This window comes from Methanosphaera sp. (assembly GCF_016282985.1).
In the GTDB taxonomy this organism is placed as follows: domain Archaea; phylum Methanobacteriota; class Methanobacteria; order Methanobacteriales; family Methanobacteriaceae; genus Methanosphaera.
In genome coordinates this window covers 60441-86261 of the sequence record NZ_JAEELZ010000087.1, presented here as the reverse complement: position 1 = coordinate 86261, position 25821 = coordinate 60441, and the positions used below count along the sequence as shown (strand labels likewise).

The window sequence follows — 25821 nt, the reverse complement described above, 5'->3', positions numbered from 1 at the left end:
AAATGAACATGATTAAAAAAGCACAAAGTTTCATCGTAAATTTATCAGGATGTTTATTTATGTTATTGGTTATGTTTTATTTAAATTACTATGAATTCAATCCAATTTATAAACCAATTTACGATTAAATATTATTATTAAATTACTATTCACGATAATTTTAAGGGGAAAAAGAATTAATTTTATTCTTTATATAATCCTCTTAACAATTTAATTTCTTCTTTATAACCTTCAACATCATTAGGAGTTTCTAAATAAAAAGGAAGGTTTCTAAATGATTTATGGTTTATAATATTGGAAATAGCATCTAAACCTAACTCACCTAAGCCTATTTTTTCATGCCTGTCTTTATGACTATTTAATCCATATTTACTATCATTTAAATGGATTGCTTTTAATCTATCTAAACCAATTACATTGTCAAATTCATCAATAACTTGATCTAAATTATTTTTGATATCATAACCTGCATCATAAACATGGCATGTATCCAAACATACTCCTATTTTTTCATCTAGTTCAACTTTTTCAATAATCATTTCTAATTCTTCAAAAGTTCTACCAATTTCAGTACCTTTACCTGCCATTGTTTCAAGTAAGATTGTTGTTTTTTGATTTTCATCAATTAATTTATTTAAAGAACAGCTAATTAATTCAACACCTTTTTCAACACCTTGTCCCACATGACTTCCTGGATGAAAATTATATAAATTATTGGGTAGTTGTGATAACCTTTTTAAGTCATCTTCAAAAATTTCATAAGCATTGTTTCTAGTTTTTTCTGATTTTGAAGCTAAGTTAATTACATAAGGTGCATGGGCTAAAATTACATTAATATTGGAATTACTCATCAATTCTTCAAAGTTTGCAATGTCTTCAGGGTTTAATGCTTTTGCTTTTCCACCTCGAGGGCTACGTGGAAAAAATTGAAAAGTATTTGCATTTATACTGAGAGCTTCCCGACCTATGTTCTCAAAACCTTTATTTATTGATAAATGAGCGCCAATTGTAAACATTATTTATTCTCCAAAATATTTTCATTATAATAATCTATTAAAATATTAATATTATTAATTATATAATTGTATATATTATTGTTTTAGGGGAAGATTATGGAAACAAAAAAAATATTAGTTACTGGAGGATCAGGATTCATCGGTACAAATCTTGTAAATGAATTACGTAGCAGAGGACATGAAGTAATCGCAGCAGATTTATTAAATAATGATCGTGAAGATTATGTTCGTACAGATGTTCGATATTATAGACAATTAGAAAGAACTTTTGAAGAAACAGGTCCTTTTGATTATGTATATCATTTAGCAGCAGAATATGGAAGATGGAACGGAGAAGCATATTATGAAAATCTATGGCAGACTAATGTAATAGGTACAAAAAATATGCTTAGATTACAAGAAAAAAATGATTTTAGGATGATATTTTTCTCTTCTGCAGAAGTATATGGAGATTATACTGGAAAAATGTCTGAAGATGTAATGGAAAATAATCCTATAAAAGATACTTATCAAATGAATGATTATGCTATTAGTAAATGGGATGGAGAATTAATGTGTATGAATTCTGCAAAGATGTTTGGAACAGAAACAGTAAGAGTTCGTCCAGTAAACTGTTATGGTCCTGGAGAAAGATACACACCTTATAGAGGTTTTATTCCTAAATTCATCTACTTGGCATTACACAACAAACCTTATACAGTATTCAAAGGACATAAAAGAATAATTGATTATGTTGGAGATACAGCACGAACATTTGCTAATATAGTTGATAATTTCATACCTGGTGAAGCATATAATATTGGTGGAAATCAAGATTGGGAAATGGATATTAAAGATTATTCGGATTTAGTATTAGATGCAGTAGGTTGTGATGATAGTTTAGTTACTTATGAAGAAGCTGAACCTTTTACAACTAAAGTAAAAACAATTGATTTTTCAAAATCTATACGTGATTTAAAACATGATCCAAAAGTCAAACCTAAAGAAGGTATCCAAAAAACAGTAGATTGGATGAAATGGTATTATAGATTAGATTAATCCTTTTTTTCTTTTAATATTTTTTCAAGAACTATTTTTTTTATTTTTTACGTATTACAATAATTATAATAGATTTAATTAATAAAGATACTTGTATGATAAAATAATAATATTATTTTTATTATTTATTTGGAGTAGAGAATATGACTAATGTGGCTATTTTATTACCGGCATATAATGAAGAAGTAGCAATAGCTAGTATGATATTATTATCTTCTAAATATGCTAATGAAGTAATAGTAATAGATGATGGTAGTACAGATAGAACTAAAGAAGTCTCTGAATTAGCGGGTGCTACAGTTTTAAGTCATAAATTCAACAAAGGTAAAGGTGTTGCTTTAAAAACTGGCTTTGAATATGCTAAAAACTTTGATATTATAGTTACAATAGATGCTGACGGTCAACATAATCCTTCTGAAATTCCTTTATTAATTAAACCAATTGAAGATGGAGTTGCTGACTTAGTAAATGGAAGTCGTTATATAAATAATCAAGATACGTCAACGCCTACATATCGAAGGATAGGTCAAACAGTTTTAGATACTGCAACAAATGTTGCTTCAGGGGTAAAATTAACAGATTCACAAAGTGGTTTCAGAGCTTTTTCTTCAAAATGTTTCAATTGTTTTAATTTTAATCCTGAAGGTTTTGGTATAGAAAGTGATATGTTAATTGAGGCATCCAATAATAATTTAATAATCAAAGAAGTTCCAATCACAGTCCGATATGATGTAAATACAACTACTGCTAATCCAGTTATTCAAGGAGTAAGTGTTCTTTTAAGAGTTCTGGAATTAATGAGATTTAATAGACCTTTATACTTCTATGGAATAAGTGGTGCTATTATAACCTTCTTTGGTATTTTAATATATTTATCTATAAATGCAACAAGCCTTGCAGGAAATCTTTATTTAAATGCAGTTGGAATATTTGTAATCTTGATGGGAATAGTTTTAATATTATCAGGTGTCTTAACTGATTATTTAAATCGATTTAAACATTAATTTACTGTCATTAAACTACTATTAAAAAAAAATATATTATTTATAAAATAAATACTAATCTATAGTAACCTAAAAAACAATGGAGAATTTATATGAATTTTGAAGATTATAAAGGTAAAGTAATATTTATTGGTGCTGGTCCTGGTGACCCTGAATTGATTACAGTAAAAGGTGCTGAAGCAATTAAAAATTCAGATGTAATCATTTATGCTGGTTCTTTAGTTAATCCTGCCGTGTTGGATATTGCAAAAGATGATGCAGATATTTATGACAGTGCCGAAATGAATTTGGATGAAATTATTGATGTAATTAAAAAAGCACATGAAGAAAATAAGATTATTGCACGTGTTCACACTGGAGATCCTGCAATATATGGTGCTATAGCTGAACAAATTAATCAATTAAAAGAATTGGATATTGGTTATACTATAATTCCGGGAGTAAGTAGTTTATTTGGAACAGCAGCAGCTTTAGAATCACAGTTAACATTGCCTGAAGTTTCACAAACTATTATTATCACAAGACCTGAAGGTAGAACACCTAAACCATCCAAAGAAGCTTTATGCAAATTGGCAGAACATAATGCAACAATGTGTATCTTTTTAGGAATTCACATGATTGATGATGTTGTTACAGAATTATTAAAAGAATATAGGGAAGATACTCCAGTAGCAGTTGTTAAAAAAGCTACATGGCCTGATCAGGAAATTGTTCGTGGAAATTTAACTAATATTGCTCAAAAAGTACATGATGCAGGATTTACAAAAACAGCTATGATTGTTGTAGGTGATGTTTTAGATCAACAAAGTGGAGAACAATCAAAACTTTATGATCCAAAATTTGCACATATGTACAGAGATGCTGAATAAGCATCTTATACTTTTTTTTATAAAAAAAACTAAAAAAAGAACATTATATAACCCTATTTGAATTCAAGTTAATTTAGTATCCATTTTTAGAAAATAAAAAAAAGTGGATGGCACGATCTAATTCGTACCTTTATTGTAATCTATTTTTTGTTAAATTTTTAGGATAGTTGTTACTTTTCCTGCTTTATATATTCCATTTTCTCCGGATATTATTAGTAACTCATACATTCCAGGCCTTAATGTTGTAGTAAATGAGATGTCAATCTTACCATTTGTACTGTTAACACCACTTAAAACTGTTTTACCATTGATTTTAATGGCCATTTTTGTACTGGTAACAAGTAATAATCCTGTTTCATAAGTAATGGTTGCCTTGATGCTTGTTTTATTGTTATTTGTTGTTATGCTCTCAACGTTTATGTTTACTTCTTTATTCTCTAAGGTTAATGTTCCGTTTGTTTCGGTACGTTCATAGTTGTTTCCACCATATACTGCTGTTAGTGTATATGTTTTTGCAGAATATTTCGTAGTGATTATGTAGTCCAGTACTGCTTTGCCATCGATAACTTGTGCATATAGTACTTCTCCGTTTTCACCTTTTAGTGTTTTGCCGTTTAATTTGAATACTACTTTTCCACCGGTTATACTTGTACCGGTTGTATCTGTTATTTTTGCTCTTAGTGTAATTGTTTGTCCTGATTTGGCCGTAATGTCTGTTTTATCCAAGGTTATTCTTGCAATACCTTCGGTAATGTCTAAAACATCTGATGCGGTTGTTCGTGTGGATGTGTAGTTTTCGTTTCCGCCGTATACTACCTGAAGGTAGCTTGTGTCTTTGAACCATACGCTTTGTACTTTATAGGATATGGATGCCATTCCGTCATTTACCATTGCGTAGATTACATTGTTGTTTTCGTCCCTTAGTGTTATTCCGTTTACTTTGAATATTGCTTTTCCACCTGTTACAGGTGTATTATTCTCATCAATGATGTTGGCTGAGAGATTAACTATATTACCTACGCTGGACTTGATGGGGTTAATTGTAATTGTTGTTTTTAGTGGAATTTTATTTAACAGTTCATTAATTGTGTCATTTAAGTCGTTGATTTTTTTTTCTGCAACTATTAGTTGTTGTGTTAAATCATTTATAGTATCCTGTAGATTTTTGTTTTTATTGTTTAGTTTGTTGATTAGGTTATTGGCTTGTGATAACTGATTGATTAAGTTATTGATTTTGTTTTTTGATTCATACAGTTGATTAGTCAAGTTATAAATCTGGCTATTGGTTTCATTTATTTTTTCTGTTAGATTCGTTATGGTTTCTTTCAGTTCTGATATTTTCTTATCATAATCAATTTCTACTGTAAATTCAATTCTAACATCTGATGACTTATATCCATCTGTTTCATTGTAGTGAACGTTTATTGTGTAGTCTCCAGGTGTTAGAGTGTTGTCTATGAGCACGCTACTTGTGGTATTCTTGTTGATATCACCTGTTACTTTGATGCCCGAATCTTCTATTATGGAATGATTAACTGCATCGATAACTGTGATATTAATTTGCAAATTACCTTCTGTGTTGTTAAGTATGTCATAGATTATAGTGGTGTTTCTCTGTTTGATAATGTTTAATGTGAATTCAGTTGAACTAGGAATTACATAGTCACTATAGTATGTAACATTTATTGTGTATGATGAGTCTAAGTTATCGTAGATGTTTTCCAGTACTTCGGCCAATGTTGCTGTTTGAAGTGTGTATCCGTCTTTAACATTATGACATGTAAACAGTTCATCGTATTTATCAACATCTTTTACACATACGTAAATTGTTCCTGGTTCTTCAATTTCATCATTAATAAATAGCTGTACCATATTTTTTATGCCGTCATAGTAGTCATAAGACTTCTTGTCTGTTGTAATTTCTGAATCACCTGTTATTGTAAAGGTTACTGTGTTTGATTGACTGTTACAACTAGTAAAGTAAACATTGTATTTTCCTGGTTTCAGGTGTGTTAAATTGTATGCTTCATACTTTCTGATAACCTTTTCTTCACCATTAATGTTCAATGTTATATCTTCAATTCCCTCTGAAAAGTCTTCATAATCATTAGGATTACTGAGTTTTATAGTAAAGTTTAGTTCTATGTTTTCACAATATGTAAATGATTTCTTATCATCTTTAACAGATAATTTTATCTCACTAAGATTAATGTCAGTAGAATAATAATGATTAGTAGCAAAGAGTCCATTCCAAATTCCATTTAACCATATTGTTTCTTTGTTATCTGCAGTGTTTTCAATGAAATTATTATCTGTGGCATTTAAAAACCCCATAGTATTTATTGCACCACCTGTGTTTGCATGGTTTTGTGTGAAATTAGAATTAACTATATCAATATAATATTGTTCTTCTGGGTTGTGTATTGCTCCTCCATATTTTTTTGCATTGTTGTGTGTGAAGTTGGAGTTGTTTACAGTTAAATGACCATCATTGTTGTGTATTGCTCCTCCATTGGTTGCGTTGTTGTATGTGAGGTTGGAGTTGTTTATCGTTAAAGGACCATAATCATTACGTATTGCTCCCCCATATGAGGCTGTGTTGTGTGTGAGTGTGGAATTTATTATGGTTAAATTTCCCTTGTTATATATCGCACCTCCAGATCCACCAGCTTTTGCAGTATTTTTAGTAAAATTGTTATATGTTAAGTTACCTCTTGTATTTTCGGTGTTGTATAGTGCAGCACCGTAACTTGCATTATTTTTTGTGAAATTAGAAACAGACACATTATAATAAGCAACAAATGAAGTACCATTGTTGCATATTGCTCCACCATAAACTGCTTGGTTACATTCAAACAGGGAATTGTTCATTACAGTTAAAGTACCATGGTAGTTGTGTATTGCTCCTCCATTGGTTGCGTTGTTGTTTGTGTAGTTGGAGTTGCTTACAGTTAAACTACCCCAGTTGTATATTGCTCCCCCATATGAGGCTGTGTTGTGTGTGAGTATGGAGTTGCTTACAGTTAAATTACCTTCCACGTTGATTATTGCTCCCCCATATGAGGCTATGTTGTGTGTGAGTGTGGAATTTATTATGGTTAAATTTCCACTGTTGTATATTGCACCTCCAAATCCACCATTTTCTTTGGCATCTTTTATGATGATGTTTTTTAGAACTAGTGAAGAGCCACTGTTGATATAAAATACCCGTTTCTGGTTTCCATTTATTGTCTGTCCGTTTCCGTCAATGGTCAGTATCATATTAGTGCCTTCCCATCTGATTATACCATTATTTGTATATGTGTCTTCGTTTAATTTGATTGTTGTATCTCCTGATTCAGATGTTAGAGCAGTAATGTTTCCACTTAGTTCATCCCATGAGGATACTGTTATCAGATTGTCCTTTTTAATATTAGACTTAGCAATATTACTTTTTTGGATAGTTTTTGTTGTACTTTCAGCTGTCTTTACTTCCTCTATATTTTCCTGTATTATTGTATCGCTTTCTGATATTGTAGTTGTATCTTTTACTATCATTGTTGCATCATTTATGTCTGTTACGTTGTTATTTGATGCTTCAGTTGCGTATGATATTCCCATTAGTACTACAATCAGTGCTGCAAAGAGTAGTGCCTTTTTAATTTTTGTCATTTTTATCCTCTTTTTTTCCTCCCTTTAACTTTTATATTATTATATTAGAAAATGTTGAATATTTAACAGTTATTAATACTAAAACCAAAATCCCTTATTTTATCGTAACTGACTATTTTCCATATTATTAGTATCTTATCAAAATTTTATGTCATAGTATTCTGAAATTCATTTATTAAATGATTTATTATTGATTATTTCATAAAATAATGTTTTAAATATTTTTATTATCTAATGTATTATAATTGGAATAAATAGTATTCTTTTTATTGTTTCCATACCTCTTCTATAGGATTTAGTTGAACTGTATGGTTAAAATAATATTCAATCCCATTTTATAAAGTATAATTTTTTGATAGCGTTACTTTCTTATTTTATTAATTTTTTCATAAAAATAGTATTGGATTTTAAAAATACATTTGTATTTTAGTTTATATTAGTAAAAAGATTTAATGTATGCTAATATTTATATAAAATTAGTTACATGTATTATATTGTTATTAAAATGAAATATCATTTATATTTTAGTAAATAAGACTCTAATTTTGGTATGAATACAAAATAAATATTAAATCATTTTATCCAAAAAAAAGTAATACAAAATAACAAAAAAAATAATTATGTCTGACACTCAATATTTAAAAAAAGAATATTTAAAGGAGATTAATTTACTTTCTACTCAGAAATGTAAGTTTTTATACTATTTTTTACATACTAATACTCATGACAACACAAACACAAAATAATAATATAGAAACAATATATAAAAACCAACTCTTCAAAGAGTTTTGCATGATAAGAAACCTCAAAAAAAGCAGTCAAAAATCATACGCAGTAGTACTAAACAATTACACACAAATACAACAAACAAACATAGACGAACTAATCAGAGAAGCAGATGATGAAGAAGAACAGGGAATACGCATAAGCAAAAGAAAAATAAAAACAAGACTAATCAACTACAAAATGAAACTACAAGAACAAAAACTAAGCGACAGAACAATCAACGACAGAATCACAAAAATAAGAACATTCTACGCACAATTCGACATAACACCCCCAAAAATAACACGAAACAAAGTCAAAGTAATAGAAACATACCAACACATAATAAAACCTAAACAAATACGAAAAGCAGTACAAACAAGTAAAAACAATAAAACACGGGCAATAATACTCTTCATGGCAAGCAGTGGAACCGCAGCACAAGAAACAAGTAACATAACAATACAAGACTTCATAGATGCAACCAGGGAATACCATCAAGAAACCAAAATAGAACAAGTCATATATGCATTAAAACATAGAGACGATATAATACCCACATGGAACATAATCCGACAAAAAACCCAAACACCATACTTCACATTCTGCAGTCCTGAAGCAACCCAACAAATACTAACGTACCTTGCAGAAGAATTAATGAAAAGAGAATTAAAACCTGAATCCAAATTATTCAATATCTCTGCTCAATCTATTCAAACAAATTTTGAACGATTAAATGATGCATGTATGTTCGGTTGGAAAAATGATCATTGCAGATTTTTTCACAGCCACGGTTTAAGAAAAATGTTTGGATCAAGACTATTTGATGCAGGATTATCTGACTTAACTATTGATTTTCTTGAAGGACGTAGTGTTGGGGATACCAAACAAGCATATTACAAACCTAAACCTGATGAATTAAAGAAAAAGTATATGCGTGTATTGGATAAGGTTACATTTTTTAATAATGTTGAATATCATGATATAACTAGTTCTGAAAAAGAAGAATTGATAAGGTATCGTGAAAAAGAAAAAGTGATTGATGAAAAAATACACAACATGGAACAATTGCTTAATGAGTATATGAAGTTATCCTCCCCTTAATTGTAGGATGTCAGTTATGACTTCCTTTTGACTTTTTTTAGGATTATTGTTTAATGATATTCCGAATTGTTTAAGTATGTCCCAGGCTAACCTGATGTTCTGGGTTTCTTCAACTTTTTCTACTATGCTCTTAATTACATAGTCGTCTATTTCTATATTGAATGCACATTTGCATCTTTCTTTGATGATGTTAAAATATTGCTTACTAGTATATGGATTGAAATAAACTTCAAGTGGTGTGAATAAAGTACTTACCTCACTTTCAAAATGATAATTGAATTCATGACTTGTTATTATGGGGTATATTCCTATTATTACATCGTAGCTTTCATTTGCTCTAGTGAGGTTACGTATTACATTTTGGCTATGTGGACTTGCTGTATCATCATTTCCTAATAAGTAATTTGCATCATCAAGTGATACAATCAATGCTTTATGTGATTCATGTAAACTATTCATGATAGCTTCTAATAAATGATTGTTGTTACTTCCTCTTCGTGGTGCTTGTTTACCAGTTACTTTTTCATAGATTATACAGTATATACTGTATTCCGTCCTGTTTTTTCTACAGTTAATATAAACTGTTACGGCTTCTGTTAGTACTTCGTTTATTTCTTCGAATAGTTTTTGTATAGCTGTTGTTTTTCCTGTTGCATTTCCACCTATGATGACTGCGTGTATGGGTATTGTTCCTTCGAATACTGGTTGGATGTAACTTGCTATAGTTGCCATTTCATTATCACGATAGTGAAATTCTCTTGGAAGACATGAGGGGTTTAGGTATTGGCTATTTTTAAACACATTTTCTTCTTGGTTATATTGTTTAAAGTATGACATATTATATTGTTTTATTGTTGCTAGTATTTGAATAAAACTTAGTAAATCCCCCCTGAGTACTTATCAAGACCTCCTCTTCATCTTCCTTCACAGAATAAAAAATTTTTTTTTCAAAAAGCGAATGATTAAATATCAATAGAAATATAAATAAAAATAATTTCAATAAAAAAGAAGGTAAAATTATGGAAAAAGGAGTAACACTAAAAGACAATTTTTTAAGTGAAATTATATTTAGAATTGATTTTACCACTATACTAGAACTTGCTGGAACTCAGAAAGAATCAGCAAAAAAATTTAGAAACAGGATAATTGCACAATTTCCCAATTTGGAAATTTTACAACAACAAAAAGTCAATTTAAATATAAATATTAACAAGGGAACTACAGAGAATAAAATGGATTTTGGTGAATTATGTTGGGTTTTCAGGAATAATAAAGGAAACAAACAAATATCTTTAACTTCAAATAGTCTAATATTAAATTATCATAAAGGAGCATATTCTGGATTCAAAGCATTTTTAACAGAGATATTATTATTACTATCTGCTCTAAAAGAATACAACCATTTTCAAATAAATTTTTTAGGTTTACGATATATTAATGAGATAACTGATAATGAAATAAATAATAATATTGAACAGTATATTAATCCTAAGTTGTTCAATAATAAAATTATTGATGATTTAGAACGTCAAGATGAAAAATTAATACAATTATTTTCAAGATTGGACTATCAAAAAGAAGATTACTATTTAACATTACAATATGGTTTTTTTAATCCCACAATAGATTCAGGATATGAAAAACATTTTATTTTAGATTATGATTGTGTTTGTAAAAGTAAGGTATCTATTGATGAAACTTTTGATAAATTGAAAAAAATGAATAAATACATATTCAATAAATTTGAATATTCAATATCAGAAAAATTTGTGGATAAAATGGGTGAAGAATATGACACTAATGGTTGAAGAAGTTATTACTCAATATATTAAAAATAGTAATTATTTATTCGACTTAGATTCATTAAGTGAAAATTATATCAAAGATAATAAAAATTTCTTTTGGAAATATGAATCAGAAGTTCCTGAATCAAATCACTTTTCTCAAATTTATAATTATATATTAACGGATATTCTTCCAGAATATGATGAATTAATTTCTTGTGATTTATTTGATGAAGATGTTATGGGTAATCTATCTAAAGAGTATTATATACGTTTCAGTAACAATTTAAATATTGAAGAAAGGAATAAATTACATTTTGAAATATTAAAAAAAATTAATGAATATTGTAAAAAATCCAAATTTCCTTCAGCATTTAAGGAGATTACAATTATCCTAACGAGGAATAAGTAATTATGTTTAAAAATTTTGATGATTTTGAACCAAAATATTTTTTAGACTTTTCCAAAGAGTTATATGATTCTGCTCAATTATTTACTTCAAATTCGGCAGTTAATAGAGTGATATATGGTAGAATTTATTATGGAACTTTTTTATATGTTCGAGAATGGTTAAAGAAATATTGGGGGTATAATTCTACTTCTAAAGATCATACCCAAATGATAAATTTCATACGTTCAAGGGGTCCATTTGGTTTTATTCTTAATACTCAAATTGCTGATGATTTAGAATTATTAAAAAAATTAAGACATCAAGCAGATTATTTTATAACTCTTCCATGTGAAGGGTCAAAAGAATATTCAAAATGGACTTTTGAAAGTATTACTGATGCATTTAATATTGCCCAATCAATTATTGGATATGTAGATGAAATTGAAGTTTCTTGATAAGGATTAAATCCTTATTTTCCTTATTTTACATTTTCTTGTAATTACCTTTTATTGTTTTCTTCCTTCTTTTATTTTTTTTTGTTGATTTTTGTATTTTTTGTGGATTATACTTTTTCTTGACCTTACTTTTGCAATATCATATTTTGTTGACCATACTTTTACTGTATCATACTTTTTGTTGACCATACTTTTTAAAGACCGTACTTTGCTTGTTTCATACTTTACTGTTTGCATTATGCTTTATATACTATGTGTGATAAATAGTGTTATTGTACTGCTGAGTAGAAGTTGAAATAAGTGTTATATTTGAAAAGCAGTATATTTAAAAGAGTTTTTTTTGGAGGTTTGATAATAAGAATAGTGTAAAATTTGTGGTAAATAACAAATAATCCTTGATAAAAATAGTAGGTAAGATAGGTTTCCAAATCCATTTTTTTCAACACACAACACAAAAGATAAAGAAACAATATTATTACCAAATCATGATATCAAAAGGGAATTATACGAGAAGTATACCACAATTCATTTTTACACTACAATGTAATAATCCATATCACCAGGAAAATAGTAATAAGAATATTACAATTACTATTTTTGTACACAATTGTTAATAAAAATATACTTTAACAAGAGTATTGAATAATATAAAAATCATAAAAAACAAAAACGATAAACATGATAGAAAATTCAGATAATGCAGGAATAACTGCAGAAAAAGTATTTAAAAAAATAAAGACTAACAATAGTGAGCTAAACAACATACTTTCAATAAATGAGATAGAAAAATCATTTAAAAGTTTATTAATTTCATTATATATTGAAAGTCCAGAGAAGGCACAATTTAATAGTAAAGAAGTGCAAGAGATAGTGGATAAAATAAAAAACTTTGATAAAGAATATTTGGATCAAGAAGAATTATTGTTGGCAAAAATATTATGTTCTAAGATTTCTTCAAATCCGGATTATACCTCAGAAAATATTTTATTTGCATTATTGAATATCAAATTAAGTAAATTGGAGGGCAAAATAATCAAAAATAATTAGTAAACAATATCACAAACAGAGGAGACTCATAGTAATACCTAAGTCTTTAACTTTAAACATTTATGAAATCAAAATTGTTTAATTTCGTACTCAATTCTGCATTTATAATATGAATGCTACGATCTTTGGAATATTAACAATGATAGTAGTTATTGCAGCAATAACAAGTATCACTTTAACTACGGTTTCTATTTGTTTGGTAGACATTGTAGTTTCCTCCTATTGTTGTGTACATTAAGTGGCAATCAATTATTATTCAACGTGGTTCGGAGTAACCATGAAGATAATAATTTGTTGTCGTTTTCATTAATGCCGGAGAGTATAGTATATTAAAGTTTATAAGAGGTAATTACTCATCTGTCATTGAATCATGTTTGTATCCTGAATTGTTTACATATTTGTATGTTTGTTAATAAATGATTATAATAATTTAGTATTATTAGTTCGTATAAAAATAAAATAGTTTGTTAATAAATGAAAATATATATAAAATAAGTATTGGTTGGTTTAATCAGAATAGAAAAACAATAAAGGAGTAATATGATAATAATCAAATTTCCCCTTCATTTATGTTGGTTCTATTCTCCTCCGATTTTCACAAGGAAGATTAACTACCTTGAATACCAAACAAGATGAACACATGTTCATAGTAATATGTAATTTGTTCATTATATAAAAACTTTACTTTTTATCAAGTAAAATAGAAAAAAATCAAAAACAATTGAACAACGTTAAATGTCATAACACAAAAACATTTTCAAACTACATAAAACAATAAAAAGATGAAAGTCATGAATAAAGGGGTGATAATAATTGTACATTATATGCACATGAGGAAATAAAACTTAACTCTGAGAAAGAACAAAAGATAGGAATAAAATATGTGGAGGAGAAAAAAAGTAAGTAAAATTTGTTAAACCATAGTATTCCCTGAACTGTTCGTCTGTCAATTTTTGATTTATCTTAAGAAGATCAATAAGAGATAAGGTGCAATCTCCCTTAAAATGGAAATTACTGATGCGACTATAGATAAAATTGTATCTAAATCTTCTCGTGTCATATTGGAGTTTTCACCTCCTTTTATAGTAGTACAGTAATCATAGATACATTAGAAATACATGTAAGGTGAGCATGTAAATTCAAGGTATTATGTCTTTTACTGTCTAAAAAGTTGGATTTCAAATAGGGAATTACTCAGTTATAGTATAAAATTTACACTTGTTTCTCCTCCAGAATCATATGGGTTGTAATAATTAAAATAATCAGCTAAAAGTTGTATAAAAATAAGTAGTTAAATAATATTGGTGTTCTATCAGAAAATAGAACAATAAATTACATAAAAACTACCCATGGGAATTGTTCATGTAATTTTGTTCTGTTTTCGCACCTTATATGAGAAGTTAACTCCATTGACACGAGAAGTCTTTATGTTTGAGGTTTCATTTCTCATGCTACTATATTAGGTGATGATAATATATAAATTTATTCAATAAATGATAAATTAACAATTAGCTTATTTGATAAGAATACAAGTATTAAAGGTAAAGCTACTGAAGATAAATATGTTATTCAAGGAATAACTGATTTGTATGGGTTTAAAGAACAAATTCAGAACACTGTACGATTCTACAAACAGATTGAAAAATAAAGGAGTATACTATGAAAATTCAAAAAGAAACCACCGTTATATGTGGAAATAAAAAATTAAATGCTATGCGAACGAATATTCCAGCAATCTATCGAGATATAATGGATTTGAAAACTGGTGATAAATTGTTATGGACAATGGTAAATGAAAATGAGATCAGAATAATAAAACAAATACAATAAAGTTAAAAAAAATTAGAAAAAAAATGTAATGGTGATATAATATGGCATTATTTGGAAAAAGTAAAGAAGAAAAAGCACAAGAAGTAGAAATGGACATACGAACACAAAACAGTTGGTTTACTGAAGGATTACCTAAAGCTATTGTAAGAAATATTCCAAATGGAGGTAATGGTAAAACTTTTGAATATTTTAAAGCTAGAGGTTGTAATTATATTTATCCTTGTATTCAGATAAAGGATTGTGTACGTATAGTTGAAACGGATCAAACGTTTGAAATACAGACAAAAACAGAAGGGTTTAAGGTAGTACCTAAATGTCAGGTAATTGAAATACAATACTTCTGATTAAATACCAAACCTTTATATACTCTTGAGTACAATATAATATTGTGCCTACATAAGAGGCACTAATTAAGGAGTTAAAAAAAATGACTGACGAAAAAATATTTGAAACAACAACAAAAGTTTCACCTGTAGCAAAAAATAGGCCGAAGTCATTAAGAATTGCAATTCCTACAACAATTAGAGAATTGATGGATATAACTCCTCAAGATGAAATAATTTGGGAAATTTACCAAGAAAATGGAAAAAAATATGCAAAATTATATAAAAAAACAAGAAAATGATTTCGGTAAAGGTACAACCAATTCTATTACTGTTTCACTTTGGACGGTAGAACAATAATAGAATAAGTGTCGGTTAATACCTAAGTACATCAATAGTACTCATGTACTATTTTTATAATTTTTACCTTATTATATTTTATGATGTTACTTATTTGACTACAACTTGTAGTCAATTGGGATTAACCACCACACAATTTACCTTTACTCTTAATCTATTTTTTCAATAAAAGGTGAATAAAAATGAATATTGAAGAACATGTTACTTCACTATGTGAAGAACAAAACATGAAAATAAGCAAAAAAGCAAAACAAATGATTACACAACTAATCAAAGAGTATACAACTGAACTGACATTAGAAGGAAGAGAAGTACAAAGATATGCAGTACCGGGAATAGGCTTCGGTAGCAACTCACTAGAAAAAACACGACACATAGAACCATACATCCTAGATTTAGTCCTAGAAAACAACAACAAAAAAATCATCAGAAAAGTACATTCAAACTACTTTCAAGAAGAAGGTCTGATAGCATAATCTTCTCAATGAAAATTATAAAGTAACATTCAACGTTCATAAAAAGTAACTTTTTGCAGGTAACTAGTTACCATCCATAAAAGTTACCTGTAACTTCATTTGTTATTTTACGAAAGAATATCCTCATGTTGGGTATATAACAGTCAAAATAAATTCTAATAAAAACAGTCTATGATATGTAGTTGTTTTTTATAGTATAAATAGATTAGTATAATTTATGGGATTTTAAACATGGATAAAATGAAAAAAATTCATCCAACAGTTACACAATCAAGTCTAGAAATACTGAAAACGTATGGAATAAAACCTTCTGAAGCGATAGAACAATATGCATTGTTGTTGGTGACAAAAGAGCCAATAATTATTCAGAAAGAACAACTATTGAAAGACAAGAAAAATGAACTGTTAGATGAAAAGAAAAATATTGAAAAATTGGTAGAAGATGTGGATAATGAACTAATTAAAATAAATGAACTGAAAAGGAATTATACCCCTGTGCAGTCAAAACAATTTGATAATGCATTACAGACATTAACGATTCGTTTAAGAAACATACTTCAAGAAGAAGAAAATAATAAATGGGATTTGAAGAAAGTTTCATTAAACGAAGTAACTATGATTTGTAAAGAGAATAATGTGAGTGTAGAATCCGTATTAAATAGAATTCCTAGTGCATTGAAAGTATACATTGATGGTTATACTAATATGGAATCCAAATAAAGGTTACTAGTTACTTTTCAAAATTGTACTAGTTACTTTAAAAATGTTACTTTTTGTATTTATTAAAAGTAACTTTGGGTTTGATAGGATATATTTTTTCAATTTCTACTTCTCAAAATATGAAAAATATTACACTTAAAAGGAACAAAAACATAAAACAAGAAAGAGGTGTTACCCAAATGATGACACTAAAACAAAAACAACACATCATCAACAACGATGTAAAATGGGAAAAAATCAACAAAACAAACCTAACAACCCTAATAACCATAATAACAATCTTCCTCACCACAATACAACTAATGGTGATATAATGGCATACTGTGAAGAAGGTTATTCAGAAGGAATGGCAAGAGATAGAAAACAACGAAAAAAAGCAAACAGGGTACTAACACAATACTTCCAAGACCACAAAGGAAGAGCAGTAGAACAAGCATACCTATACAACCAACTTGTATCATCATACGATGAGGACAAAAACCATACCTGTCACTGGGCATTCTACGAGTGGATAGAAAAACAAGTAAAAAAAGGGAAAATAAAACGGGAACCAATAACCCGAACCAGAGTTGTAGGATACAATCTCACATACATAGGTGATAAAAAATGATTAAACAAATCAAAAAAGGAAACAAAGCAAGTTACAACGGATACCTCCTAGGTATCCAAGAATATGAGGACTATCAAAGACTCAAAAAATTAGTCCCAGAATGCATGAAACAACTACAAGAAATAAGGGAGGCACAACCATGATAGTAAACCATGGATACATAAGAGGAAAAACAAGAAAAGCAGAAACACGTGAAATAAAAACCACAATCTACAACATAATACGAAACACTGAAGCAATAGGATTAAAAACAATGGACTATGACTTATTAGTCCAGAGATGTAGTGAACACCTTGAAGAACTAAGACTAAACTATACACGTTCACAGATAGTTGAAATCCTAGAAGAAATGAAACATGATGACATATTATACACCGTAACAGCAATAAACGGAGTACGAGTGGGGTTAACAAGATGAGAATAGAAAGCGGTTTCGGAAAATTCAACGTAGGAGAAGAAGTAACAGTACAACTATTAGAAATCAAGTACACCAAGAACCATAAACCATATGCACGTGTACTGGCAGAAGGAGCAGAACAAAGCTTCAATGTCAACATTAAAGAAAGTGATGCCACACTACACAAAGGACGATACAAGATAGTTTGTACCGGTGTGAATGATGCTGGATTCTGTTATGTGGATTTCAGAAAAGTACAACATGCCTCCTGGGATAAACGCGATGAAATATTAAATGAACATAATCAACTACGTGATAGTGTAGCAGAAGAGTTAGAAAATGTTAAACCAGTAATAGTTAATGATAACATTACTGACATGGTATTCAGTATTAACTTAACAAAACATTACCTGAATAAATTGAAGTATGTTTCACCAAGTATCGAGGATCATGTAAACAGTATCCTCAGTGAATTATATGAGCATTATGGTAAACTGGTTGTGGATGAATTAGAAGGAGTTGATGAAATTGAATTATCATAATGTGCAACTGCAGCATGACCTGATTAACACGTTGGGTAATGCAATCACTCCATTACCTGAAGATGAATTAATCCACAAGGTAACTAACTGTGGATTTAAACATCAACGTATCTATGTGGATGATGAGATATTGGAAGTTTTAGAGTACCTTGTACGACTGGGTTTTGTCAAGAAAACTGGAGACAAATATGAATGGTTTGAATAAAAGGGTTTGATGAATTATGGGAATAGATCTAAAAATTGAAGAAGCAAAGAATTGTTTCAAAGAAATCCAGCAAAGTGGACGAAACAATTATCAAAAATATAACTATATGGAAGTCAAAGACATCTTCCCCATTGTCAGGGAAGTATGCAAGAAGTTTAAAATGAGGTCCAAATTTGACTGGAAACCCGAACAAAACATTATGGAATTAACATTAAAAGACTTAGAAGATGGTAGTACAGATGTATCTACCATCCCAGTTGCACCAGTAAATGTAGGTGATGCAGGAAAGTACATGCAGGATATAGGACGTTGTCAAACATATGCACAAAGATACCTGTATATCCAGGTATTTGAAATTGCCGTACCGGATGAGATTGACAACCGAAACCAACAAAAAACAAGTACTAATAATGTACCCAAAAAGTCATCACATAAATCTCCAAAGAAGAATACACAATACAGTCCAGTACAACCAGTCCAGGAACAACATGACAATGATGAAGTAACAGCAGAACGAGTAACACAAATTATTGATGATGCCTACAACTTCATAGCAGAACATACATCAGAAGGTGAACCAGTACCATTCACATGGGATAAGGCACGACGCACAATCAAACGTATGTGCAAAAATGAACAGGAATACAATGCATGCAGTCAACATGTACGATTTAAAACAGCAGACAAGGTGAACAAAACATGAGTTGCAAAAGAGTAAAAGAACGAAAAATAACAATAAATGAATTTAATGAGGAATCAGAACATCCTCATAAATTCTTTCAAATAAATTATACTCATATAAGTTTTGATGAGGAGGATGAATTACCTGATGTTCGTATGACTAAAGAATCTCAGAGAAAAGATGTAATCAGAGCTATCCTTGACAGTCCAACTACCTTTTATGCTGATTTGGTACTTTTGGAGTTGGTGGATGATGAATGAAAGATTATCTCAGAAGGAGCGTTGGGAAGAGAGAGAGTTTATTATTACAAGTGTTATTAGGATGCTTGCAATGATAGATTTCAGTAAAGAAACAGTACTGGATATGTATGATGTTAGTAAGAAGTTACGTGAAGTAGAATCAGTGGATGCTATTGTAACTGATGACACGATATTTGAATGGTTTTCTAAAGGAGTGAAATAGGAATGTTTGGAAATGTTATTAAGAGTATTGTTGATGAAATAAGGTATTTGATTATGGACTGGTATAAGTATATGGATACTACTGTACCACCATTGGTGAATAGAAAAATGTTCACACATTTGAAATATGCTAACAAGAACCGAATCAAAGATTTCAAGAAGAAATATCCTATCGTAGATGTGGGTTTGTTAGAAAAACATGCTTTGCATGAATACTTAAGAAAATCTGATGAAGAAATAATAGAAGATATGGGTTTATATTATGGAGAGTTACGCTATGAAATCGTTAAAGGAAATGGAAGAAGCAGTTGATACAATCACTGCTTATCTTTGTGTTGGTTTAATAATTATTTTAGTAATTTGTATAGTAATTGGTCTTTTAGAGTTCATTATATGGTTACTTGTAACTATTAGTATGGGAGGATAAAGATTATGAATATTCCAGTATTTGATGAAAATGATGAATTACTCTCTAATTGTCAATTCAAAGATAATCTTACTCAGGAAAATGTTCCTGATTATGTTAACTTGAATTGTAGAATAGGATTAACTAAGTATCCTGGGAGAAGGTATCCTGGATTTTATGTTTTAATGTACTATGATACACATTACCCTGATCGTAGTTATGGGGAAATTATCTCAAAAAATGAAGCATACCTGGAATGCATTAAAAGAGGGCATGAAGAAGTAATTGAAGAGTTAGGAATAATATATGAAAGGGAGCGTGAAGTAATATGATAACAAAAGACAAAGAATTATTTGAAAAATTTCAGAAATTAAACCCCGAATACCATGAAAAAATAGAATTTGATGGTTGGTCTAATCCGAAACCTACAATAATAAATCTAATAGCAATGTATGAATCTTATAAATATTTGCTCTTAGAAAAAGAGTATGAATTAGACAAAACATCATTAGAGTATGAGAATCAGTTTTTAATTCTTAAAGAACAGTATCTTAAAAAATTCAAAGCTACAGAAGCAAAAGAACATGCCCATAATGACTTAAAAGAAAGTAAGTTGCAATTATTAAGCATTGAAAAACAGATTAGTATCCTCAAAGCATGTATACATACTTGTGAATATCAGTTAAGACTGAAATTCTTACAGTACAAGGAATTAATATATAATGGAAAATAATTAGAAAACTTGGAATAAGGAATGTGTGTTAGACAAGTTTGTGTTAAAAATGGATGTTCAGACAAAGTTTCATGTGAACAAAAACAATAAAATTACGGGGATATCAAAAGATGATAAGATTATCAAAAGATTATATGTGTACCAGCCAAAGCCGTGTCAAGCTTGTGGAAAATTGTTTAATCCCATGAGTAGTGCACAGAAGTATTGTTGTGCTGATTGTAGACAGTATAGTGATCAGGAACATGGTCGTGAACGTATCCGAAGATGGCGTAAAAAATACAAGGAGGTATTATCATGGTTTACATATACCACTCTTGGTACGGGTAATCTGGGTGAACATATGCTTGATGATCCACTTGAGGAAGAGAAGAAAGTTCATAATGAAATGAAAAAATATGGGCTTTTATGAAAAGTCAAAATCGTTACATAGTATATTGAGGGACACAATATTTTTTTCCGTAATATTTTATCATCTACTACGTCCCCCCCACATAGAAATCGTAAATTGTCTTTTAATGAATATTATAAGAAACTTTTAAATCACCAAAAAAAAATATTGGTGGTGGAGAGAATGAGTACAAATCCCAAAGTTGATAATCATAAATATAAAATAATCATTTTATGTCCGAATTGTAAGACGAGACTAAAAACAAAATATGATTACAAAAAAATGGAAACAACCTGTCGTAAGTGTGGATTAGTACTCAAAGCTCCACCAGAATATGGGATAATATATCCTAATGTTATAAAAATTAAAAAAAGTATAAAAGAATAATAATATGGGAGGCACATTATATTGATGTGAGTAATATTACCTTAGAAGGTAATCCTCCCACCTAATCAGATCCGGTTAAGATTTAATTTTTTCTCCATCAAAAAAAAATAATAATATATTAACTAAAATCAACGGGAAGAGTTATATCATCCTTTTTTTAATAAGAGATGAAAATTTGTCTAGAATATTACACATAGGATTAAATGTTTTAAGCAGTACCTATTAAATAAATGGCATAGACTCCTCAAAAAATATATAGTAAAGTTGTTATCAAAAACTTGATGTTTAATATGTGACCTTTGGGAAAAATCTTTGCACCATTGGATGTGTAAAAGTAAATATACGAACAATAAAAATGATATAATATTCAATGAGAAATCCTATGGAAGAATACTAATAAAACGTTACATCTCATAAAAGGATAATATTATACTTCATATAACTTTATTTTTTTTTGTGGTGTTGAAAGGAACAAAAAATTTTAAGTTATGAAAGTGTCTTGTAAAAAAAATTATAACTATGGGGTTCAATTCCCCACAACACCAATCAATATAAACTATTTTTTTTTTTTAATGCTGTGATTATAATGACATTATCAGCAAATTGGTATAAAGATCAATTTCCAATACCTAGATTCTTATGGAGTGACTTTATTATGAATTATTATGAACATAGACTAATGGAAATAAGACAACAAATAGCTGCACTATCCATCAGGGAAGATGCAGAAGAACAAATAAACATATTAAAACTTGAAAGAGACCAAATACTAGAACAAATACAAGGGGAATAAAAATATGAAAAACATAACAAAAGACTACACAGAAGAGATGATTAAAAAAACCAAAGAATTATATCATATGTATAAAAATTACAGGGATGACACATGTGAAAACAGGTATTCTGAGGAGTATAAACATTATGATAATACCCTTACTCAATTGGAATTCATGATAGGAAAACTCACAATGGAGCTAGAACAATGATAAATGAAGACTCATTCACAACATTCCAAGAACTAATTAACAATAATAATTACACAGAAGAAACCAACCAAGATTATAATGAATTACTAGGAAATGTAACACAGATAATAGCACAACTAACACAATCAAAACAATCACAGATAAACATAGACCATATCACTCATACAATAATCATCACAGGACAAGACACCAACAACTCAATACTCACCTACAAAAACTTAAGAATACTCAAAAACTACTTGGGTGTTGAAGATCTCATAATTTACCAACCAAGCAGAGACAACCTAATAATAGACTACAATCAAAACAGACTAGAAGAGGAGGAATACTACCTATGAACGAGAAAATGCAAGAACTCATAATTAAAGAAGTAGGATTACTTGGAACAATAGCATTAATAGGAACAATACTTGTAACATGTTTATTTCCCGAAAATAATATAGCAATAACACTTCTATTCGGAGCAGTAACCAGCATCATCAGTGGACTATTAACGTTCCTAAACACCAAAAACATGACAGAAAAAGAATCAGAAATACTAGAACAAAACATACTACGTGGGGTCAGAGATGATGTGCAATGAAACTAAACATGACGAAGAAGAATACAAAGATTACCTGATAATATTATACAGATTAGACCACCTTGAAAATGCTCAAAAAGAAAATTTCAAAGAACTAATGAAAACATTACAGATAATGCAACAAGGACAAAATGAACAAAACAAAACACTCATCGAACTAACACAAAGACAACAAGTAGTTGAACAAAAAATACAATGCATTGACAGACTCAAAGAAGTAGCTACCAAACACGGAGAAGAAATAAGAACAATATCTAAAAGACTAGAAATATACAAACAAATACTCATGGCATTAGGAACAGGAGTCGGAGCAGCATTACTAATTGAGATAATAAAATTCATATAACACAACATGTTCAAAACACAATATAAACTAAACAAACAATAAACAACAATAAACAAAAAAAATAATCATTGTTCAAACAAAAAAACTAAAACCCCGTAATTTATCTGACAACAATAAACAATGTTCAAAAAAAGGGGAACAAACTATTTTTTTTAAACCCCACATACCAAGGCGGAGACTAGGTATCAAAAATGAAAGAAAATGAAAGAAAATGAAACAATAAAGGAGAGATGAGACATGTGGACAAATATGACTACCACAAACGAAAACACGAAAGAGGATATGATATACTAGAATTATATTACCACGAACTACTCGACGACCCAACAATCACCTTAGAAAAATTCAGCCAAAAAAACCAATACAGTTACAGCAAAATCACAAAACTATCCTCAAAAAACGATTGGATACCCCGAGGACAAAATTACCTAGAACACGTACGAAACAAAAGACTCAAAAAACAAGAAGGAATATTCCTAGATTTAAACTGGTCACAATTACAACTAGCAATAAAATCAACACACCTTGAAATAGATTTAATAGACGACCAGCAAGAAAGATTCAACAACAAAACACTACAAAGCAGCACCATAAGCAACACACTAAAAAAAACAGAAGAAAGTGCACAAATAACAATGAACAGATACTACACAATAACAGGACACAAAATGACACCAGACGAAGAACCAAATGATGAAGCATCAGAATACATAGAAACAATACTAAACAACGAAGAAGCACATAACAAAATCACAATGGCCAGAATGCAAGGAAGTACGGAAATACAACACCCAGCAGAAAACATAAAAGATGGTGACAAAGATTGCAAATAAATTACACAGAACTAAACAAGACAATCACGCCACTACAAGAATCAACATACGCATATGAAATACTACGAAACCCTTACATTCCAAAAGGAAGCAAGAAATATCCTAATCATAAAGTAGAACCCTACTTTGAACAAATGATGATATTACTTGATGAATGTGAACAGAAATACCCTGATTATAAATTAATATCTGGTGGAGCATTTAGTGGTAAAAGTCAGATGATAGCAATCATGGCTGCACGTTACCTCATGTACCCTAATTATAGATCAATCATACTAAGAAATACATATAAACAAGTAGTATCCTCTGGTGGAGCAGTAGATAAACTACGTAACTGGTTATTAGATAAACGACGTTTAGGTAAATATGCTTGTCGTGAAAATAAAACTGAAATGTACTTTGAAGCACCTAATGGTGCACGTATATACTATGGGTACTGTGACCGTGAAGATCAGATGGATAAGATAAGAGGAACCAGTTATCATATTATTTTCGTGGAAGAAGCAAGTGAAATACCAGGAGATATTCTTGAATTTTTACCCCGTAGTATCAGGCCATGGAATGGTTTTGATTACATTCCTGAAACATATATCCTAAACAGTAACCCAAGTTTTGGTCCCGGAGTAGACTGGCTAAGAAAAAACTTCATAGACCCGGAAAGTCCGCATAAACATTATCAGTTAAACCTTATGATGAATCCCTACGTTGACCGATTAGCATATGATAAACGACTATCTGAGATGAGTCCAGTACAACAAGCATTCATGAGATTTGGTGACTGGGACTACGTACCAAACGAAGGACTACTACTCACACGAGAACAATTAAGTAACAGCGAATGCAACATAAACACTTACAACTACAAAGACACGGTATTCAGTATAGTTGGTATAGATGTAGCTGGAGAAGGAAGAGACTATACCAGCATGACACTAGAACTACTACAAAAAGATGGAAGAGTAATACTAGACGACAACATACACGTCAACGAATCAACATTCGAAGACAACCTAATAGAATTCATACTAACATGCAAACAAAAAGTAAACCTCAACAGAATAATATTCGAAGGAGAACCAGGAAGCTACGGAAAAGACGCACTAAAACATTACAAAAGAGTGCTACGAAAAATACAAGACCAATACCCATTCACAGTAAAACTCAAACCAGTTCATAAAAACAAGTACGAAAGAGCAAGACCACTAGCATATGGAATAAGACAAGGATATGTACAAATAAGAAATAACATACCCAACAAGCACTTATTACAAAACCAATTCATGTATGTTCACCCAGACAAGAAAATCATGAAAAAACATAAAAGCCCAGACTACCTGGACAGTTGCACATTAGCATATAACGAGATAAATAAGCTATTCAGCGTAGAAGAATACTATAACAGAAACAATAAAGCCGAGGCATAAAAAAT

At 29.7% G+C, this 25821-nt stretch carries 40 protein-coding genes; 36 read left to right on the top strand and 4 right to left on the bottom strand.

Going from position 1 to position 25821, the window contains the following annotated elements; translation table 11 throughout:
• Positions 1 to 2 precede the first annotated feature (2 nt).
• Complete coding sequence (locus tag QZZ11_RS05445; protein ID WP_292474270.1) at positions 3 to 128, top strand: hypothetical protein; 126 nt, start codon at positions 3 to 5, stop codon at positions 126 to 128.
• Positions 129 to 182: 54 nt separating this feature from the next.
• Here the strand turns inward: QZZ11_RS05445 and QZZ11_RS05440 are convergent, their stop codons facing one another.
• On the bottom strand, positions 183 to 1016 hold the full coding sequence (locus tag QZZ11_RS05440; protein ID WP_292474268.1) for a deoxyribonuclease IV: 834 nt from the start codon (positions 1014 to 1016) through the stop codon (positions 183 to 185).
• Between the two features lie 96 nt (positions 1017 to 1112).
• Here QZZ11_RS05440 and QZZ11_RS05435 point away from each other — a divergent pair, with 96 nt between their 5' ends.
• The 3 genes from QZZ11_RS05435 (at position 1113) to cobM (ending at position 3927) form a co-directional block, all read left to right on the top strand.
• A complete protein-coding gene (locus tag QZZ11_RS05435; RefSeq protein WP_292474267.1) occupies positions 1113 to 2054 on the top strand; it encodes an NAD(P)-dependent oxidoreductase in 942 nt (313 codons plus the stop codon).
• Positions 2055 to 2197: 143 nt separating this feature from the next.
• Positions 2198 to 3058, top strand: coding sequence for a glycosyltransferase family 2 protein (locus QZZ11_RS05430; protein ID WP_292474266.1), 861 nt, complete (start codon positions 2198 to 2200; stop codon positions 3056 to 3058).
• 92 nt (positions 3059 to 3150) lie between these two features.
• On the top strand, positions 3151 to 3927 hold the full coding sequence (cobM, locus tag QZZ11_RS05425) for a precorrin-4 C(11)-methyltransferase (protein WP_292474265.1): 777 nt from the start codon (positions 3151 to 3153) through the stop codon (positions 3925 to 3927).
• A gap of 150 nt (positions 3928 to 4077) precedes the next feature.
• On the opposite strand, the gene QZZ11_RS05420 is transcribed toward cobM, so the two are convergent.
• Entirely contained in the window at positions 4078 to 7578 is a 3501-nt protein-coding gene (locus QZZ11_RS05420) for a hypothetical protein (protein WP_292474264.1), read from the bottom strand.
• Between the two features lie 723 nt (positions 7579 to 8301).
• On the opposite strand from QZZ11_RS05420, the gene QZZ11_RS05415 reads away from it, so the two are divergent.
• Positions 8302 to 9447: a hypothetical protein gene (locus QZZ11_RS05415; RefSeq protein WP_292474262.1), complete on the top strand. Its 1146-nt coding sequence runs from the start codon at positions 8302 to 8304 to the stop codon at positions 9445 to 9447.
• On the opposite strand, the gene QZZ11_RS05410 is transcribed toward QZZ11_RS05415, so the two are convergent.
• Entirely contained in the window at positions 9433 to 10284 is an 852-nt protein-coding gene (locus QZZ11_RS05410) for an AAA family ATPase (RefSeq protein ID WP_292474261.1), read from the bottom strand. The genes QZZ11_RS05415 and QZZ11_RS05410 overlap by 15 nt on opposite strands.
• A gap of 182 nt (positions 10285 to 10466) precedes the next feature.
• Between QZZ11_RS05410 and QZZ11_RS05405 the strand changes: the two genes are divergently transcribed.
• The 3 genes from QZZ11_RS05405 to QZZ11_RS05395 are packed head-to-tail and all read left to right on the top strand — an operon-like array spanning position 10467 to position 12077.
• Entirely contained in the window at positions 10467 to 11255 is a 789-nt protein-coding gene (locus tag QZZ11_RS05405) for a TIGR04255 family protein (protein WP_292474260.1), read from the top strand.
• Positions 11239 to 11643 carry a hypothetical protein gene (locus QZZ11_RS05400; RefSeq protein ID WP_292474259.1) on the top strand — a complete coding sequence of 135 codons (405 nt, stop codon included), beginning with the start codon at positions 11239 to 11241 and terminating at the stop codon, positions 11641 to 11643. The genes QZZ11_RS05405 and QZZ11_RS05400 overlap by 17 nt, the downstream gene beginning before the upstream one ends.
• Positions 11644 to 11645: 2 nt before the next feature.
• On the top strand, positions 11646 to 12077 hold the full coding sequence (locus QZZ11_RS05395; protein WP_292474258.1) for a hypothetical protein: 432 nt from the start codon (positions 11646 to 11648) through the stop codon (positions 12075 to 12077).
• 51 nt (positions 12078 to 12128) lie between these two features.
• Here the strand turns inward: QZZ11_RS05395 and QZZ11_RS05390 are convergent, their stop codons facing one another.
• Positions 12129 to 12314, bottom strand: a complete 186-nt coding sequence (locus QZZ11_RS05390; protein WP_292474256.1) for a hypothetical protein — start codon at positions 12312 to 12314, stop codon at positions 12129 to 12131.
• Positions 12315 to 12755: 441 nt separating this feature from the next.
• Here QZZ11_RS05390 and QZZ11_RS05385 point away from each other — a divergent pair, with 441 nt between their 5' ends.
• The 28 genes from QZZ11_RS05385 to QZZ11_RS05250 all read left to right on the top strand — a co-directional run bounded on the left by QZZ11_RS05385 (position 12756) and on the right by QZZ11_RS05250 (position 25816).
• Complete coding sequence (locus QZZ11_RS05385) at positions 12756 to 13124, top strand: hypothetical protein (RefSeq protein ID WP_292474255.1); 369 nt, start codon at positions 12756 to 12758, stop codon at positions 13122 to 13124.
• A gap of 1659 nt (positions 13125 to 14783) precedes the next feature.
• A complete protein-coding gene (locus QZZ11_RS05380; RefSeq protein WP_292474254.1) occupies positions 14784 to 14954 on the top strand; it encodes a hypothetical protein in 171 nt (56 codons plus the stop codon).
• A gap of 41 nt (positions 14955 to 14995) precedes the next feature.
• Positions 14996 to 15298, top strand: coding sequence for a hypothetical protein (locus tag QZZ11_RS05375; protein ID WP_292474252.1), 303 nt, complete (start codon positions 14996 to 14998; stop codon positions 15296 to 15298).
• 83 nt (positions 15299 to 15381) lie between these two features.
• Positions 15382 to 15579, top strand: a complete 198-nt coding sequence (locus QZZ11_RS05370; protein WP_292474250.1) for a hypothetical protein — start codon at positions 15382 to 15384, stop codon at positions 15577 to 15579.
• 240 nt (positions 15580 to 15819) lie between these two features.
• Positions 15820 to 16113: a hypothetical protein gene (locus QZZ11_RS05365; RefSeq protein WP_292474248.1), complete on the top strand. Its 294-nt coding sequence runs from the start codon at positions 15820 to 15822 to the stop codon at positions 16111 to 16113.
• 231 nt (positions 16114 to 16344) lie between these two features.
• Entirely contained in the window at positions 16345 to 16833 is a 489-nt protein-coding gene (locus QZZ11_RS05360) for a hypothetical protein (protein WP_292474247.1), read from the top strand.
• A 179-nt stretch (positions 16834 to 17012) separates the two neighbouring features.
• Positions 17013 to 17147, top strand: coding sequence for a hypothetical protein (locus QZZ11_RS05355; RefSeq protein ID WP_292474245.1), 135 nt, complete (start codon positions 17013 to 17015; stop codon positions 17145 to 17147).
• Positions 17147 to 17443, top strand: a complete 297-nt coding sequence (locus QZZ11_RS05350) for a hypothetical protein (RefSeq protein WP_292474244.1) — start codon at positions 17147 to 17149, stop codon at positions 17441 to 17443. The genes QZZ11_RS05355 and QZZ11_RS05350 overlap by 1 nt, the downstream gene beginning before the upstream one ends.
• Positions 17440 to 17586, top strand: coding sequence for a hypothetical protein (locus QZZ11_RS05345; protein ID WP_292474242.1), 147 nt, complete (start codon positions 17440 to 17442; stop codon positions 17584 to 17586). Before QZZ11_RS05350 ends, QZZ11_RS05345 begins: the two co-directional genes overlap by 4 nt.
• Positions 17583 to 17861, top strand: a complete 279-nt coding sequence (locus QZZ11_RS05340) for a hypothetical protein (protein ID WP_292474241.1) — start codon at positions 17583 to 17585, stop codon at positions 17859 to 17861. Before QZZ11_RS05345 ends, QZZ11_RS05340 begins: the two co-directional genes overlap by 4 nt.
• Entirely contained in the window at positions 17858 to 18382 is a 525-nt protein-coding gene (locus tag QZZ11_RS05335; RefSeq protein ID WP_292474239.1) for a hypothetical protein, read from the top strand. The genes QZZ11_RS05340 and QZZ11_RS05335 overlap by 4 nt, the downstream gene beginning before the upstream one ends.
• Positions 18369 to 18587, top strand: a complete 219-nt coding sequence (locus tag QZZ11_RS05330) for a hypothetical protein (RefSeq protein WP_292474237.1) — start codon at positions 18369 to 18371, stop codon at positions 18585 to 18587. The genes QZZ11_RS05335 and QZZ11_RS05330 overlap by 14 nt, the downstream gene beginning before the upstream one ends.
• 16 nt (positions 18588 to 18603) lie before the next feature.
• Positions 18604 to 19290, top strand: coding sequence for an ERF family protein (locus QZZ11_RS05325; RefSeq protein ID WP_292474236.1), 687 nt, complete (start codon positions 18604 to 18606; stop codon positions 19288 to 19290).
• On the top strand, positions 19287 to 19529 hold the full coding sequence (locus QZZ11_RS05320; protein WP_292474235.1) for a hypothetical protein: 243 nt from the start codon (positions 19287 to 19289) through the stop codon (positions 19527 to 19529). The genes QZZ11_RS05325 and QZZ11_RS05320 overlap by 4 nt, the downstream gene beginning before the upstream one ends.
• Positions 19519 to 19731, top strand: coding sequence for a hypothetical protein (locus tag QZZ11_RS05315; protein WP_292474233.1), 213 nt, complete (start codon positions 19519 to 19521; stop codon positions 19729 to 19731). Before QZZ11_RS05320 ends, QZZ11_RS05315 begins: the two co-directional genes overlap by 11 nt.
• A 2-nt stretch (positions 19732 to 19733) precedes the next feature.
• Positions 19734 to 20042 carry a hypothetical protein gene (locus QZZ11_RS05310; RefSeq protein ID WP_292474232.1) on the top strand — a complete coding sequence of 103 codons (309 nt, stop codon included), beginning with the start codon at positions 19734 to 19736 and terminating at the stop codon, positions 20040 to 20042.
• Positions 20008 to 20157 carry a hypothetical protein gene (locus tag QZZ11_RS05305; RefSeq protein ID WP_292474230.1) on the top strand — a complete coding sequence of 50 codons (150 nt, stop codon included), beginning with the start codon at positions 20008 to 20010 and terminating at the stop codon, positions 20155 to 20157. The genes QZZ11_RS05310 and QZZ11_RS05305 overlap by 35 nt, the downstream gene beginning before the upstream one ends.
• 5 nt (positions 20158 to 20162) lie before the next feature.
• Positions 20163 to 20468, top strand: a complete 306-nt coding sequence (locus QZZ11_RS05300; protein WP_292474228.1) for a hypothetical protein — start codon at positions 20163 to 20165, stop codon at positions 20466 to 20468.
• Positions 20465 to 20869 carry a hypothetical protein gene (locus QZZ11_RS05295; protein WP_292474227.1) on the top strand — a complete coding sequence of 135 codons (405 nt, stop codon included), beginning with the start codon at positions 20465 to 20467 and terminating at the stop codon, positions 20867 to 20869. Before QZZ11_RS05300 ends, QZZ11_RS05295 begins: the two co-directional genes overlap by 4 nt.
• A gap of 49 nt (positions 20870 to 20918) precedes the next feature.
• A complete protein-coding gene (locus tag QZZ11_RS05290; protein ID WP_292474225.1) occupies positions 20919 to 21278 on the top strand; it encodes a hypothetical protein in 360 nt (119 codons plus the stop codon).
• Positions 21279 to 21440: 162 nt separating this feature from the next.
• Complete coding sequence (locus QZZ11_RS05285) at positions 21441 to 21644, top strand: TFIIB-type zinc ribbon-containing protein (RefSeq protein ID WP_292474223.1); 204 nt, start codon at positions 21441 to 21443, stop codon at positions 21642 to 21644.
• 586 nt (positions 21645 to 22230) lie between these two features.
• Entirely contained in the window at positions 22231 to 22437 is a 207-nt protein-coding gene (locus tag QZZ11_RS05280; protein WP_292474221.1) for a hypothetical protein, read from the top strand.
• 4 nt (positions 22438 to 22441) lie between these two features.
• Positions 22442 to 22630, top strand: a complete 189-nt coding sequence (locus tag QZZ11_RS05275; RefSeq protein ID WP_292474219.1) for a hypothetical protein — start codon at positions 22442 to 22444, stop codon at positions 22628 to 22630.
• Positions 22627 to 22968: a hypothetical protein gene (locus tag QZZ11_RS05270; RefSeq protein WP_292474217.1), complete on the top strand. Its 342-nt coding sequence runs from the start codon at positions 22627 to 22629 to the stop codon at positions 22966 to 22968. The genes QZZ11_RS05275 and QZZ11_RS05270 overlap by 4 nt, the downstream gene beginning before the upstream one ends.
• Entirely contained in the window at positions 22965 to 23213 is a 249-nt protein-coding gene (locus tag QZZ11_RS05265) for a hypothetical protein (protein WP_292474215.1), read from the top strand. Before QZZ11_RS05270 ends, QZZ11_RS05265 begins: the two co-directional genes overlap by 4 nt.
• Positions 23200 to 23559, top strand: a complete 360-nt coding sequence (locus tag QZZ11_RS05260) for a hypothetical protein (protein ID WP_292474213.1) — start codon at positions 23200 to 23202, stop codon at positions 23557 to 23559. The genes QZZ11_RS05265 and QZZ11_RS05260 overlap by 14 nt, the downstream gene beginning before the upstream one ends.
• Before the next feature lie 230 nt (positions 23560 to 23789).
• The gene (locus QZZ11_RS05255; RefSeq protein WP_292474211.1) at positions 23790 to 24392 is read left to right on the top strand and encodes a hypothetical protein; all 603 of its coding nucleotides are present in this window, start codon (positions 23790 to 23792) and stop codon (positions 24390 to 24392) included.
• Positions 24383 to 25816, top strand: coding sequence for a phage terminase large subunit (locus QZZ11_RS05250; protein ID WP_292474209.1), 1434 nt, complete (start codon positions 24383 to 24385; stop codon positions 25814 to 25816). The genes QZZ11_RS05255 and QZZ11_RS05250 overlap by 10 nt, the downstream gene beginning before the upstream one ends.
• Positions 25817 to 25821: the final 5 nt, after the last annotated feature.